Source organism: Salinivibrio sp. VGrn1 (assembly GCF_009377995.1).
GTDB lineage: Bacteria > Pseudomonadota > Gammaproteobacteria > Enterobacterales > Vibrionaceae > Salinivibrio > Salinivibrio siamensis.
Map to the genome: position 1 here is coordinate 191,149 of NZ_SATA01000003.1, position 14,432 is coordinate 205,580.

Sequence of the window (14,432 nt, forward strand, 5' to 3'; positions counted from 1 at the left end):
ATTTCTTGTCGCTGCCAGTGTGTACCCGCTATTACGCGTTTTCGGCTTGTTTGCGTTGCAGTGCGGCTTGTACGTCCGCTTGGTTGGCGAGGTAGTCATCTAAGCCACGCTGACGCAAGTGGCAGGCTGGACACTCACCACAGCCAGTGCCTTTAATACCGTTATAACAGGTTAGGGTGTGGTCGCGTACAAAATCGAGAGCGTGATACTGGTCGGCCAGTGCCCAAGTCTCGGCTTTATTCAGCCACATCAGTGGTGTGACTAACGCGAGTTTTCTATCCATGCCGCGCTCAAGGGCTTGCTGCATTGATTGAATAAAATCGTTACGACAATCTGGGTAGCCAGAAAAGTCAGTTTCGCAGACACCGGTGATCACCGCCTCAGCGCCAATTTGATAGGCGTAAATGCCCGCCAAAGTCAAAAACAAGATATTACGACCCGGCACAAAGGAATTGGGCAGGCCGTTTTCGTTCAGTGCATTGGAAACAGGAATATTGTCGCGTGTGAGCGAGCTAATCGCCAATTCATTGAGCAAACCAACATCCAGTACCTTGTGCGCACTGACGCTGCGGTTTGCAGCAATCTCACGGGCAACATCAATTTCTTGCTTGTGGCGCTGGTTATAGTCGAACGTGAGGCAATGCACTTCGTCGTACTCTGCCTGCGCTTGAATCAAACAGGTGGTTGAATCCTGTCCTCCGCTAAATACCACAACGGCTTTTTTCATTGGTTTGTCCTTTGGCGGTGCTACTTACCCAGTGTTACACAGAGCACGGATGGTACCCCTGTGCGGTATCGACAGCAAGCCAGAAGCTTTTGAGTCATCATGATGCCAAGGAACAAATGTCCCAATGGCTCAACGGCTGACTGCGCATCAGGCAACGCGCAGTGCTTGTCTCTATGCTTACTATTTCGCCACAAAGGCTTTTAACCCTTCGAGCGTCTCGGCTGGGATGGGGCAGCTTTTACCGGTTTTAAAATCGCAATAGACAATCAAGGCCTCGCCCTCGGCCACACAGCGCTCTTGATTGTGACTGTAGATTTCATACTTCATCGCATAGCGCTTTTCTTGAATATCCTCGACCCAAGCGACGGTGGTGATGGTATCTGGATACACTAAAGGGGCGCGATAATCGCAGCGGGTTGAGGCGACCACGGGGCCTACATGCAGCCGTTTGGCTAGCTCGAATACTTCCAGTTTTTCAAGCATCACCACGCGCACATCTTCAAAATAGCGAAAGTACACGGTGTTATTGATGTGTTGCATGGCATCCATGTCGTTCCAGACAATCGCCTGCGTATGAGAGAGCGGGTAGTTTTCTACTGGGATATTTGCCACAAGACAATCCTCCTTAATTGTGTGCCTTGATTGCACACCAAGCCCAATCACAAGACAAGTCGCGCAGGTATAAATACGGATCTTTGTCTAACAATGACGTAACAAAACACATGAGTCGACAAAGTGGTTATCAGGATGTGTGACGCTAATCGATTAATGTGGCAGCAATAAGACTCTGGTATGATACGCACCCTTTGGCCGTGCTTGGGCGCGGCATGATTTACTTTTGCTGTGGATACGACTTTGACTGATACCGCTTTTTCCTCGCTTGCGTTACCTGCTGATTTACTCGATAACTTAGCAACCTTGGGTTATACGCACATGACGCCCATTCAGGCGCAGAGCTTACCGTCTGTGCTTAGTGGGAAAGATATTATTGCCCAAGCAAAAACCGGCTCGGGGAAAACGGCGGCGTTTAGCCTGGGCGTGTTAGCCAAACTGAACGTGAAACGTTTTCGCGTGCAATCTTTGGTGCTGTGTCCAACCCGTGAGCTGGCCGAGCAAGTGGCGGTTGAGATGCGTAAGTTGGCGCGTGGTCGTCATAATGTCAAAGTACTGACGCTGTGTGGCGGCGTATCGATTGGCCCACAAATTGGCTCATTGGAGCATGGTGCACACATTATTGTCGGCACTCCAGGGCGTGTGGATGACCATTTACGCAAAGGCACCTTGCGCCTTGATGATGTTGAGACCTTGGTGTTGGATGAAGCCGACCAGATGCTGGATATGGGCTTCCAAGATACCTTGGATGCTATCATTGCGAGTGTTCCTGCTCATCGCCAAACCTTGTTATTTAGCGCTACCTTCCCGCGCTCGATCAATGCGATTGCCCAGCGAGTGCTGAGCCATCCTGTCTCCGTTAAAGTGGATGAGGTGCAAACGCAAAGTACAATCACGCAACACGTTTATAAAGTCGATGACAACAATCAGCGTTATCAAGCGTTAAAGCTACTGTTATTACATTTTCAGCCGCAAAGCTGTGTGGTGTTCTGTACGACCAAAGCTCAAACACAACAAGTTTGCGATAACCTAGAAGATGATGGTTTTAGCGCCGTTGCTTTGCATGGTGATATTGAACAGCGTGGCCGTGAGCGCACCTTGGTAAAATTTGCCAACAAAAGTGCGTCCGTGCTGGTGGCCACTGATGTGGCTGCGCGAGGCTTAGACATTGATGACATGGATATGGTGATCAACTATCAACTCGCCCACGATCCGCAAACTCATGTACACCGCGTCGGCCGTACCGGTCGCGCTGGCAAAAAAGGGGTGGCGTGTTCGCTATATAACGATGCCGAGCACTATAAGCTGGCGATGATTGGCGATCAATATGATCGTGATTTTCTCCCCGAAGCCCTCCCGCCGCAGCACTTGCTCGACACTGCGCCTTATCAACCTGAGATGGCAACCTTGATGATTGACTCAGGTAAAAAGCAAAAAGTGCGCGCGGGCGACATTTTGGGCGCGCTGACTGGTCAAGCGGGCATTGACGGTAAGCAGGTCGGAAAAATCAATGTGCTCGACAATGTGGCGTTTATTGCTGTGTCCCAATCCTGCGTTAAAGCCGCGTTGCGTAAACTCAATGATGGAAAAGTTAAAGGACGCACTATTCGCGCTCGTCGGATTTAGTTTACTCGTTCCCACGCTCCTGCGTGGGAACGCATACAAAACTCGAACCCTGAACAGAAGTCGTGACAAAGCCATCTATCCGCACTTCCTACGCCTGATTTATATATGAATGCGCCTGTTTATCAAACGCTGTATAGACGATGATGCGTTAACCCAACAAGGTCTGCAAATCATGGGTCGCTTGGTCGAGATCCCCAATGTGCTCGCGTACCCAATCAGGGTTGTAATAGGTGTCTAGGTAGCGCTCGCCGCTGTCACATAGCAAGGTGACAATAGAGCCTTTTTCGCCGTTGGCGCGCATTTCATTTGCTAGCATCAAGACGCCGTACAGGTTGGTACCGGTGGACGCGCCGGCTTTGCGGCCAAGTTGGCTTTCTAGCCAGTGAATGGTGGCGATACTGTGAGTGTCCGGCACTGTGGTCATTCTATCAATCACGCCGGGAATAAAGCTGGGCTCGACACGTGGCCGTCCAATCCCTTCAATGCGACTGCTTTTATCGGTGGTTAATGCACTGTCGCCAGTGAGGTAGTAATCGTGAAACACCGAATGTTCAGCATCGGCCACCATCAGCTGAGTCGGTTGGCAGCGATAGCGAATGTAGCGGCCAATGGTCGCTGAGGTGCCACCGGTGCCCGGGCTCATCACAATCCAGCGAGGGATCGGAAAGCGCTCGTACTGCATTTGATCAAATATGCGGTTGGCAATGTTGTTATTGCTACGCCAATCGGTCGCGCGCTCGGCATAGGTAAATTGGTCCATGTAATGGCCATTGAGCTCTTTAGCAAGGCGACGAGACTCGGCATAGATCTGATCTGACCGCTCGACAAAGTGCGCTTCACCGCCATAAAAACGGATTTGCTCAATCTTCTTACACGCGGTGTTTTTGGGCACTACGGCAATAAAACGTAAACCAAGCAAACGGGCAAAATACGCTTCGGAAATGGCGGTGCTGCCCGATGAGCTTTCAATGATGGTAGTGTGCTCATCAATCCAACCATTACATAAGCCGTACAAAAACAAAGAACGCGCCAAGCGGTGCTTCAAGCTGCCGGTTGGGTGAGTGCTTTCGTCTTTCAGATAGATATCAATGTCCGTAAAGCTAGGGAGATCGAGCTTAATTAAATGGGTATCTGCAGAGCGTTTAAAGTCGGCTTCAATGAGGCGAATCGCGTTACCGACCCAAGTATGGCAAGGATGTGAGGTTGTCATCATGCGTCTCCGAATGCGTAATTAGCACCAGTTTATGTAAAGAGTGGGATAAAAACCTTGCTATTTTTGCTCTATAATGCCACCTAAATAGAAAAATAAACTCCCATATAATACTTAATGGAAAAAAATTTTATGACTATCACTTTAGATGAGATAGATCGCACTTTACTCGCGGCGCTGCAGGAAGATGCCAACTGGTCTGTGGCAGCGTTGGCCGAACGGGTGAATTTAACCACGACTCCCTGTTGGAAGCGGCTAAAACGGCTGGAATCACAAGGGGTGATCCGTGGGCGGGTGGCATTGCTTGACCCCGAAACCGTTGGCCTCGCATTTACCGCCTTCGTCCATATCAAAACCAATGACCACAGTGAGCAGTGGTACAAGACCTTTACCGAGGTGGTGACCGAGTTCCCTGAGGTGATGGAATTCTACCGTATGGCGGGAGAATATGATTACATGATGAAGGTGCAGGTGGCTGATATGACTCGATTTGATCATTTTTATAAAAAGCTGGTCAATTCTGTGCCAAGTCTGAATAATGTGACATCAACATTCGCCATGGAAGCGCTTAAGTACACCACCGCCTTACCGATCCGATAGGTCGTTGTGATGATAAAAAGGCGGGGATAAAAAGGAGACCTCATGAAGGTGTTTTGGCAGTTAGGCTGGTTTTTTAAACGTGAATGGCGTCGTTATCTCGGCGCCATGATTATTTTAGTATTTGTCTCTGTCTTCGAGCTGATCCCGCCGATGGCCGTGGGCCATGTGGTTGATGGCGTGGTCGCGGGCGAGATTTCCACTGAGCTACTGATGTGGCTACTGGCAGGCATGCTGGCCATTTGGGTAGTGGTATATCTGCTACGTATTGTGTGGCGAGTCTGGCTATTTGGTGCCGCGGCTGAGCTGGGCACTGTGCTGCGCAATCGGCTTTATGATCACTTTACCCGTCAATCCCCGCATTTTTTCCGTCGCTATCCGAGTGGCGATATCATGGCGCGTTCCACCAATGATGTGAAAGCAGTGGTAATGACGGCCGGTGAAGGGGTCCTGACTGCCGGGGATTCCATTATCACAGGCGTTGCTGTGCTCATTGTGATGGTAAGCCAAATTAGCTGGCAGCTGACGCTTTTAGCGCTGTTACCGATGCCGGTGATGGCGGTGCTGGTCAATCGCTTTGGCCGTCGTTTGCACCATACCTTTACCGAATCGCAAGCGGCGTTTTCTGAGCTTTCAGAGGTGAGTCAGTCCTCACTGTCAGCAGTGCGTATGGTACGTGCATTCGGCTTAGAGCAGCACCAGATGAATCAGTTTAATCAAGTTGCCGATCGTACTGGGGAGAAAAACCTCGCGGTGGCACGGGTTGATGCGCTGTTTTCGCCGGTGATCCAAGGCACCATTGGCGCTTCGTTTTTCCTAACCGTGTCTGGCGGCGGCTACATGGTCGCCACTGGTGATATTTCGCTTGGGGATCTTACCGCATTTACCTTGTATCAAGGCTTGATGATTTGGCCGATGCTCGCGGTGGCGTGGCTATTTAATATTATTGAGCGTGGGCGCGCCGCTTGGACGCGGATTGATGCGTTACTGCAAGAGCAGCCGGATATTGTTGGCGGTGACACGCCGCTGCCTAACACCATGCAGCCGTTGACGCTGGCCATTGAGCAGTTTAAGTGGCAACCGGATGACAGTTTTGCCCTCAAAGATATCCATGTGACGCTTCCGCCTGGGGCCATGCTGGGGATTGCCGGCCCAGTCGGCAGTGGTAAATCAACCTTATTGCAATTGCTACTTCATCTGACCCAGCTTGAAAAGGGTGATATTCGCTATGGTGATGTGTCGATAGCGGAGGCTGACTTGTCGTCATGGCGACAACGTTTCGCGGTGGTGACGCAAACGCCGTTTTTGTTTTCGCGCTCGATTGCGGAAAACATCGCCCTTGGTCGTCCGGATGCGACCCAAGCGGAAATCGAACAGGCGGCGACACTTGCCTGCATTGATGAAGACATCCGTCAGCTGCCGCACGGGTATGAAACCGCGGTGGGTGAAAAAGGGATCACCTTATCTGGTGGTCAAAAGCAGCGTATTTCGATTGCTCGCGCTTTATTGGTGGAAGCGGAGTGCTTGATTTTGGATGATGCTTTGTCAGCCGTTGATGGTGACACCGAGCACCGCATTTTGCAGAACCTGCAACAGCATCAGCACACCCGTACCACGATTGTGATAGCCCACCGCTTATCGGCACTTGAAAACGCCGATGAAATTGTGGTGCTCACTCATGGGCAAATCCGAGAGCGTGGCCAGCATCGCCAATTGATTCAACAGCCAGGATGGTATCAAGAAATGCACCAATATCAGCAGCTGGAAGCGGCATTGGAAGCCGATGAGGAGCCGCGCCATGACTAAGCGAGAGATCTTATTTCGATTGCTAAGCTACATGCGCCGCGACAGGCGTCAATTCGTGATTGCCACGGTTTTCTTGCTGGTGGCGGCTGTGGCCGAAGTGACGGGGCCTTATTTAGTGCAAATCTTTCTCGATAATTATGTCGCCAAAGACCATTATCCGGCGGTGATTATGTGGGCACTGGCGGTGGGCTATATCGTATCGACCATTGTTTCCGCGGGCTTTCAGTATCAGTACGAGCTGCGTTTTAACACCATGGCGGTGGCCATCATTCAACGTATTCGTAAAGCGGTGTTCGCCAATGTGATTAAACAGCCTCTGTCAGCCTTTGATTATGTGCCAATGGGACGCATTGTATCGCGCTTAACTAACGACACCGAGTCGTTGAAAGAGCTGTATGTGTCGGTGCTTTCTACCTTTTTACGTAACATAGCGCTAATTGGTGTGATGCTGGTGGCGATGCTAATGCTCAGTGTGCAACTGACAATGGTGGTGCTGGTGCTACTGCCGTGTGTGGTGCTGGTGATGGCGCGCTATCAAAAACGTTCAGCGCCTGCGTATCGTCGGGCACGAGATCGGCTAGCAGACATCAACGGGGTAATGAACGAATCTGTGCTCGGCATGAATTTGATCCAGTTGATGCAGCAAGAGCGGGCGTTCTCCTCGCGATTCAGTGATATGACTGCGGATCACTTAGATGCCATGGTGACTATTCAGCGCCTTAACGGGATCTATCTTCGCCCTTTGATTGATTTATTGGCAGGGGCCGCGTTGCTGTCTTTGGTGGCGATCTTCGGTTTTAGCGGCACAGCAGTGATTGGTGTTGGGGTGCTATATGCCTTTTTAAGCTATTTGGGGCGGATCACCGAGCCACTGATTGAAATGATGCAGCAACTGTCACTGCTTCAGCAGGCTATCTCGGCCGGTGAGCGGCTTTTCGAAATGATGGATACGCCGCCTGAGCAATATGGTCATGACACCACGCCGATCCCTGATGGTGCCATTGCACTGCAGAATGTGTCGTTTTCCTATGATGGTGAAACACCGGTGTTGTCAGACGTGAATGCAGACGTCCCTGCGGGCGGCTTTCTGGCGTTGGTGGGACATACGGGCAGCGGTAAATCAACTTTGGCGTCGTTACTGATGGGATTTTATCGCGCAGGTGAGGGGACGCTGACGCTGGGTGGATTACCGATCGAAAGCTTGAGTCATCAAAGCTTGCGTGAGGGCGTTGCCATGGTGCAACAAGATCCGCACATGCTGACGGGGAGTTTGCGAGAAAACATCGCGCTGGGGCAGACGCTGGACGATGAAAAAATCTGGTATGCGCTCGAACAAGTGGCGCTGGCAGATTACGTGAAAGGGTTGCCAGCGGGGCTGGATACCTTATTTGGTGAGGGCGGGATGACCTTTTCTGCCGGTCAGCGCCAGCTGTTGGCTCTGGCGCGCGTGTTGGTGCGTCAGCCGAAAATTCTGATCCTTGATGAAGCCACCGCCAATATCGACTCCGGTACTGAAGAACTTGTGCAACAGGCGCTGAATCGGTTACGCCAACAGATGACGGTGGTGGTGATTGCGCACCGCTTATCGACCATTGCCGAGGCCGATAACATCCTCGTCTTGCATCGTGGCCGCGTGATTGAGCAAGGGCGTCATCAAAGCCTGCTGCGTCAGCAAGGCCGTTATTGGCAGATGTATCAACTTCAGCAAGCCAGCGCGCATTTAGCCGCACTAGAGGAAGAGGCGCAGGTGTAGCAGTCCAGCCATGAGTGAAACAGATAAAAAGGGGCGCAATGCCCCTTTTTTGTGCTGCTCAGACTCGCTCACGCTCGAGACGTTGATGGTTAGGAGAGTTTACGCATCAAACCTTCTTGGGTCGCTGAAGCAACAAGGTCGCCTTGCTGATTAAAAAGTTCGCCGCGTACAAAGCCACGCGCGCCACTGGCGGACGGGCTTTCAATCGCAAACAGCAGCCACTCATCCATTCTAAACGGGCGGTGGAACCACATGGAGTGATCAATGGTGGCCACTTTCATGCCCGGCGTAAGCAGCGTCACTGCGTGAGGCTGCAACGCCGTGACCAAAAAGCCCCAATCGGCGGCATAGCCGAGTAAATACTGGTGGACATGAAAATCGTCGCCGACTTCACCATTGGCGCGGATCCACAGATATTGCTTAGCCGGCGCGGAATGGGGTTTAAGTGGGTTGATCACTGTGGCAGGCCGCACTTCAATCGGCTTGTCACCCCCAAAGGCTTTGACCACATTAGGGGGAAGCTTGTGAGCGATATCATTGACAAGTGACTGCTCAGAGCGCAAGGTCTCGGGCGCTGGCACGTCTGTCGGCATGGTGTTTTGATGCTCGAAGCTTTCTTCCTCTTCTTGATAAGAGGCGGTGAGATAAAAAATAGGTTTGCCGTACTGCACGGCTTTTATTCGCCGTGTGCTGAAACTTTTTCCGTCTCTGAGTATCTCAACATCATAGATGATCGGCTGCTCAGGATCGCCTGGGCGCAGAAAATAGCTATGGAATGAATGCAAAAAGCGATCAGGGTCAACCGAGGTTTTGGAGGCCGATAAGGCCTGTCCAATCACTTGCCCACCATACACTTGGGGCAGTCCAAGGTTCTCACTTTGACCGCGGTACAGGCCAGTGTCTAGTCGCTCAAGCTCTAGCAGCTGTAAGAGTTCTTTCAGTGGTTGGCTCATAAGTCCTTGATTCATGCTATGCTTCCATTGTTATTGTTCAAGCTATCATAACCTTAGCGTTTTTGCCGCATTTGAACGTGCTTCAGTGAGGATTCTTTAATGAAGAAACTAACGTTTCTATTGTTCGCCTTATTCACTGCTTTGGTGTTTACTGCTTGTTCTGGAAATAGCCAACCTAATGATTTAGCAAATGTTTCTGGTAGCTTGGTGTATCGAGAACGCCTTGCGTTGCCCGAAAATGCCAGTGTGACAGTGCGCTTGGTAGAGATTAAAAACATCGATGCGCCAGGCAAAGTGATCAGTCGACAGTCTTTCGTGACGGAGGGGCAACAAGCGCCTCTGCATTTTTCCCTCAACTATGATCCGAGCCAAATTACGACGACGCACGATTATGTGATCACCGCCCAGATCGATGTGAGTGATCGGCCTCTGTTTATTACCAATACGGTCAATAAAGTGATCACGGATACGAATCATACCTATGATCCAACGCTAACACTGGTGCGCGCGGGGCATTGATCGCTACACTGGTGAGAGATATCCGCACAAGGAGTGTGCATGCGAATCTCACTGTTTCTCTGGCCCGTGTTGGTGCTGACGGTTATCGCTGTCGCGGGGATTAGCGCCACGTTTTCCCTGAATAGTCTAGCGATTGGCGCGTCTGCTTTATTCTTTTTCTATCCAGATAAATTCTCGAGTTGGTGCTTAGCGCTAGCGATGGCGATTTTTGCCTTTACCTTGCCACATCTCCCTGCGCTGTTAGCCGCGAGCACGCTATTGCTTTTGCCGGCTTTGTCTCTCTGGTTCAATCCCGACCGACATCCACACGTCAAGCTATTACTCGGTGCGGTGATGGTTGCCATGTTCGCGGGGATGATGGCTTTGCAATCTGAAGCTAAATTGGGTGGCTCACCGAGTACTCTCGCGCTGCAAACGCTAGCACTCGTGGGGTTATGGCTTGCGATCAGATATTGGCCAGGTTATCAGCCTCCCCATCGCGGGGCCTGGCTGTTACTGCCTGTATTAGTGGCGGTGAGTGGCTGGCCTGCTGCGTTATGGAGTGCGACAACGGTGATGATTATTTGGTTGTTACAGTGGGTGGGGTTCACACCACAATTTGCTCGCTCACGTCACCTTGCCTTGCATCTTATCCCGAGTATTCCGTTTTTGGTGATTACATGGATTACCCCTGGACAACTCACGCTGTCGCTATTAGTCGCGTGGGCCACCATGCTTGCGGCGATTTGGGTTGGTGAGTATTTGCTATTGGAAGAGCCGGACGATCAGTAGGAAAATTGCCTAGAAGATAAACAGTTAACGAATGAGGTCATGAATCCTCCTTGCATTGCATCCAGCCTTGCCACATAATGCCCCGCAGTTAAGCAAGCTTAACGACATATCGATGGAGGCCTCCTTGGTTCTCCCGCAACACTATCTTGTGTACTGGGTCAGGTCCGGAAGGAAGCAGCCCGCGCTTGGGACGTGTGTGCCGGGATGTAGCTGGGGAGGTCTCCGCCCTTTCTGCGCCATGAAAATCGCCTCATTCATTAACCACCGATATCTTTCGTTGTTCGTATGACCACATAGCGTCTTGGCCTCCTCACAATGTTGACACTCGGGTGACACAGCCCCTTACCGCTTAGCTATGATTTAATCATTAGCGCTGGTAGCGTAAGTGTGATGGTCCATAAGGGTGGCAAAGTGGTGTTTCGAGCGTTAGCAGCGTTATTGTTGGCTTTACTCAGCAGCCAAACGGTGGCCAGTGAGCTGCACACGCAACTGAAAGGGTTTTATGATAAGGCCTGGCAAACGGGCACCTTGATGGTTGCTCAGCCGGCATTAAATGCCTATCCGCAGGCTTTGTTGGTCAGTCAGTCGCAGTACCCTGATTTCGAGAATGTTAACTGGCAGGACTTAAACGCACTACACCAAGTGGTGCAAACGTGCCAGCCGAGCCCCAGTATCGTGTCCCCCCTTTTGTTAGCCGCCCAGCGTTTTGAATTGGCTTTGTGCCGTGATGAGCCTTTACCCATTGAGTGGTTTGAGCAAAACCCGCTACTCCATCCTGCCGGTGGAAGTTATGCTGAACGTTATGTGTCAGCGCGTGGTATCGCCACGCCGTCACCTGAGCTGGTACAACGTTTTACCTTAGCCAACGAAAAGCACCCTCTACATGCTGCACTGAATGTCCTCAGTCAGGCAGGCCGAGATGCGTTACTCAGTGGTTACCGTGCGTATTTAGATGGCGGGCGCCTGTGGCTTAACGGCGAAGAAGGGTGGAAGGCGCTATCTCATGAACAATGGGCGCCAATTGCTGAGCAATATCGTTTGAGTTTATCGACGAATACGACGGGGTGTGATTACCGCTATGGAAATATTTGTAATCAACTCCACCCGGCGTATCGTGGCGTGATGATTGCGGTGTTGGTAGCGGTTTTTTGTGCGCTAATAGTTGGTTTAGCGCGTAGCCTATACGATCGATACCAGCAGCGCCGTGAGCGCCAATTTATTCTCCAGTTGCTGACGCATGAGCTAAGAACACCGATCGCAAGCCTAGGTATGACGGTGGAAATGTTGCGCAGCCAGTTCGATTTGCTTGAGCCCAGCACGCAAGATGTGCTTTGGCGATTACTGGCGGATCATCAACGCTTAAGTCAGCTGACAGAGACCAGTAAGGGCTATTTAAGTACCGATAAACGTGAGCAATTTAAGTTACAAACTGCGTCCTTATCGGAGTGGCTGGATAATATTTGCGATTGCCTAGAGGTTGACTACACCCTTGAGCAAGATAAAACACTGACGTTGCCTTTCTACTGGTTATCCATCTGCTTGAAAAACCTGATTCAAAATGCCCATCATCATGGCGGTGATCAAATTTGGCTTCGTGTATGCGTGGATAAGCGCGTACGAGTTTGTGTGTATGATAACGGAGTTTTTCCATCCTGGTGGCAAAGGCTGTGGCGGCGATATAAGTCGTCACCGTCAGAAAGAAACATGGGGATTGGATTGTTTTTAGTGGCGCGTTTAATGCGTCAAATGGGGGGGAAGCTAGTGATCAAGCGCCACCCAACCTGCTGTATTCTGGAGTTGCCGCAATGAGCCATCTATTGTTGATTGAAGATGACACCTTATTAGGGGAAGGCTTACGCCAGTTTTTGGAACAGCAAGGGTTTGAATGCACCTGGCTGGCAGAGAGTAATAAGGTGGATAAGCATTGGTTTCATGCCGATTTGGTGATTTTAGACCGCCAGCTCGCCGATGGCGATAGTTTAGCGCATCTGCCTCATTGGCTGTCTTTAAAAGCAGTGCCAGTGATCGTATTGACAGCCAAAATTGAGGTTGAGCAACGGGTTGAGGGCTTAATGGCCGGCGCCAAAGATTATGTGGTTAAACCCTTTTCACATCAGGAGCTCTTGGCGCGTATCTATGCCCAATTACGGCCCTTAGGAGAAAGCCAACTCGTATACGGGCAGATCAAGGTTGAACCTGGATCCCGTCATGTGTATTGGCAAGACCAGGATGTGACGCTCAAGCCTAAAGAGTTTGATTTATTGCTATTGCTGTTACAAAACCAAGGGCGGGTTTTTCATCGCGAAGAATTGCTCAATAAAATATGGGGATATCAGGCGTTTCCTACCACGCGCACGGTTGACAATCATGTGTTGCGACTACGACAAAAGTTGCCCGGTTTAGCGATAGAGACGCATCGCGGTGTCGGGTATCGGTTGGTGGTGCTATGAACGGGTTTGGCTACCACATACTCGTGATAGCATGCATGGTATGCAGCTTCAGTGTCCGCGCTGAGCAAGTTTGGTTTCCAAAAACACCGATGCAGGAAACCTATCAGGCACTCCTCGCAGATAGGCCCAAGGTGGCGTGGCAAGAGCTTATTTTTGCGCTATCTCAGCAGCAGATACCGACTGAGCATTGGGCGAAGATCAAGTACGCGATCATCAATCAAACGGATTGTGGCCAACAGTTAACTGAGCCCAACGGTAAAGGGATCCCTCAAGGGTTAACCATTGCATTTGTACGACGGGCAGGCGCCTCAAGTCTTGGCTATGAAATCAAGCTTTCTGCCGAGCAGGTCGAGCGTGATACCTTGCTAACCCTCACTGATCCTACCGGGCAAACGGTGCTCAATGAGATCTTGAACGCGAAAAGCGGGTATCAAGAAATAGAATCAGGGCAACTATTTACCCAAATTATTCCTGGTATTTATGAGTTAAAAATGGGTGGTCAGCATTATAGTTTGGTGGTGTATGGGCTGCCACGCCGCCCTTGGGTAAAACTGATAGGCCATCCTGATCAACAGCTCGCAATCGATTTGCCCGATACGCCTTTGAGTTGTTCGCCAGCCGCTGCACACTGGTTGTGGCTTGATGACGCCTATCGCTGGGTCGAACAAACGCCGATTTATCTGTCCGGCCGCGCAGACAACTCCCACGCGCCAACCAAGATAAAATTGCCCACCTCATCACTTGTTAATGCTGAGCATTTAAGCGTCACTGTCAGCCATTTTGAGTATCAAGGTGCCATTAAAGTCAACTATGTTGAGCGATTAGCGTTGCCGCTGCCTCGAACAGTGAATAAAGAATGAGCCACAAAAAAGCCCGCATTTACGCGGGCTTTTGCTAAATCTTATTGATTGATGATTAGTTAAGGTAAGCGTTTAGCATCCACATCAGTTTTTCTTGTTCGCGGATGTAATCGCTCATCAGTGCAGATGTCCCTTCGTCACCCGCATCACCGGCAAGGTTCATGATATCGCGTTGTAGGCCAATCAGAACACTAAAGCCTTCGACTAATGCACGGACACCAGCTTGACCATTTGCTTCGGGTGCATGCTCTTTAATTTCACTGACCTTCAGGTACTCGCTGAAGCGATGTTCGGCGGTGCCACCGATGGTGAGAATGCGCTCGGCGACTTCGTCAATTTTGGTTTGAAGATCGGTGTAAATCTCTTCAAATTTGGTATGCAACTCGAAAAAGTCGTTGCCTTTGATGTTCCAGTGAAAACCACGCACATTGGTGTATAGCACTTGGTAGTTCGCTAATAGCGTATCCAAACGCGCGCCTAGATCTTCGGCTTTGCTGCTGTCTAGTCCAATCAATGCTGCTTGCTTACTCATTTAATGCCTCCTTAGT

At 50.7% G+C, this 14,432-nt stretch carries 14 protein-coding genes and 1 other RNA gene; 10 read left to right on the forward strand and 5 right to left on the reverse strand.

Annotation, left to right across the window (positions count from 1 at the left end; translation table 11 throughout):
* Window positions 1–31: 31 nt before the first annotated feature.
* Window positions 32–727: a 7-cyano-7-deazaguanine synthase QueC gene (queC, locus tag EHW56_RS06590; RefSeq protein ID WP_152799335.1), complete on the reverse strand. Its 696-nt coding sequence runs from the start codon at window positions 725–727 to the stop codon at window positions 32–34.
* Window positions 728–907: 180 nt separating this feature from the next.
* The gene (locus EHW56_RS06595) at window positions 908–1,339 is read right to left on the reverse strand and encodes an acyl-CoA thioesterase (protein WP_370517139.1); all 432 of its coding nucleotides are present in this window, start codon (window positions 1,337–1,339) and stop codon (window positions 908–910) included.
* 243 nt (window positions 1,340–1,582) lie between these two features.
* On the opposite strand from EHW56_RS06595, the gene dbpA reads away from it, so the two are divergent.
* Window positions 1,583–2,965 (forward strand): ATP-dependent RNA helicase DbpA, encoded by a 1,383-nt coding sequence (gene dbpA, locus EHW56_RS06600; protein ID WP_152794734.1) that lies wholly within the window; start codon window positions 1,583–1,585, stop codon window positions 2,963–2,965.
* A gap of 148 nt (window positions 2,966–3,113) precedes the next feature.
* Here the strand turns inward: dbpA and EHW56_RS06605 are convergent, their stop codons facing one another.
* Window positions 3,114–4,175, reverse strand: coding sequence for a PLP-dependent cysteine synthase family protein (locus EHW56_RS06605; protein ID WP_069588008.1), 1,062 nt, complete (start codon window positions 4,173–4,175; stop codon window positions 3,114–3,116).
* Between the two features lie 132 nt (window positions 4,176–4,307).
* Between EHW56_RS06605 and EHW56_RS06610 the strand changes: the two genes are divergently transcribed.
* The 3 genes from EHW56_RS06610 to EHW56_RS06620 are packed head-to-tail and all read left to right on the forward strand — an operon-like array spanning window position 4,308 to window position 8,331.
* On the forward strand, window positions 4,308–4,775 hold the full coding sequence (locus EHW56_RS06610) for an Lrp/AsnC family transcriptional regulator (protein WP_046073854.1): 468 nt from the start codon (window positions 4,308–4,310) through the stop codon (window positions 4,773–4,775).
* Window positions 4,776–4,817: 42 nt separating this feature from the next.
* Window positions 4,818–6,578 (forward strand): ABC transporter transmembrane domain-containing protein, encoded by a 1,761-nt coding sequence (locus EHW56_RS06615; protein ID WP_152794737.1) that lies wholly within the window; start codon window positions 4,818–4,820, stop codon window positions 6,576–6,578.
* A complete protein-coding gene (locus EHW56_RS06620; protein WP_152799333.1) occupies window positions 6,571–8,331 on the forward strand; it encodes an ABC transporter transmembrane domain-containing protein in 1,761 nt (586 codons plus the stop codon). Before EHW56_RS06615 ends, EHW56_RS06620 begins: the two co-directional genes overlap by 8 nt.
* A gap of 89 nt (window positions 8,332–8,420) precedes the next feature.
* Here the strand turns inward: EHW56_RS06620 and tesB are convergent, their stop codons facing one another.
* Window positions 8,421–9,284, reverse strand: a complete 864-nt coding sequence (tesB, locus tag EHW56_RS06625) for an acyl-CoA thioesterase II (protein WP_046073853.1) — start codon at window positions 9,282–9,284, stop codon at window positions 8,421–8,423.
* Between the two features lie 99 nt (window positions 9,285–9,383).
* Between tesB and EHW56_RS06630 the strand changes: the two genes are divergently transcribed.
* The 6 genes from EHW56_RS06630 (at window position 9,384) to EHW56_RS06655 (ending at window position 13,884) form a co-directional block, all read left to right on the forward strand.
* Complete coding sequence (locus EHW56_RS06630) at window positions 9,384–9,803, forward strand: YbaY family lipoprotein (protein ID WP_046073620.1); 420 nt, start codon at window positions 9,384–9,386, stop codon at window positions 9,801–9,803.
* A 39-nt stretch (window positions 9,804–9,842) separates the two neighbouring features.
* Window positions 9,843–10,574, forward strand: coding sequence for a hypothetical protein (locus tag EHW56_RS06635; RefSeq protein ID WP_152799331.1), 732 nt, complete (start codon window positions 9,843–9,845; stop codon window positions 10,572–10,574).
* A 122-nt stretch (window positions 10,575–10,696) separates the two neighbouring features.
* An RNA gene (gene ffs / locus EHW56_RS06640) (signal recognition particle sRNA small type) lies at window positions 10,697–10,793 on the forward strand.
* Window positions 10,794–10,964: 171 nt separating this feature from the next.
* Window positions 10,965–12,383: a DUF3404 domain-containing protein gene (locus tag EHW56_RS06645; RefSeq protein ID WP_227486497.1), complete on the forward strand. Its 1,419-nt coding sequence runs from the start codon at window positions 10,965–10,967 to the stop codon at window positions 12,381–12,383.
* Entirely contained in the window at window positions 12,380–13,024 is a 645-nt protein-coding gene (locus EHW56_RS06650) for a response regulator transcription factor (RefSeq protein ID WP_077578529.1), read from the forward strand. Before EHW56_RS06645 ends, EHW56_RS06650 begins: the two co-directional genes overlap by 4 nt.
* Complete coding sequence (locus EHW56_RS06655; RefSeq protein WP_152794747.1) at window positions 13,021–13,884, forward strand: DUF2861 family protein; 864 nt, start codon at window positions 13,021–13,023, stop codon at window positions 13,882–13,884. Before EHW56_RS06650 ends, EHW56_RS06655 begins: the two co-directional genes overlap by 4 nt.
* Window positions 13,885–13,939: 55 nt before the next feature.
* Here EHW56_RS06655 and EHW56_RS06660 read toward each other — a convergent pair whose 3' ends face one another.
* Window positions 13,940–14,416, reverse strand: a complete 477-nt coding sequence (locus EHW56_RS06660; RefSeq protein ID WP_077486604.1) for a Dps family protein — start codon at window positions 14,414–14,416, stop codon at window positions 13,940–13,942.
* Between the last annotated feature and the right edge of the window lie 16 nt (window positions 14,417–14,432).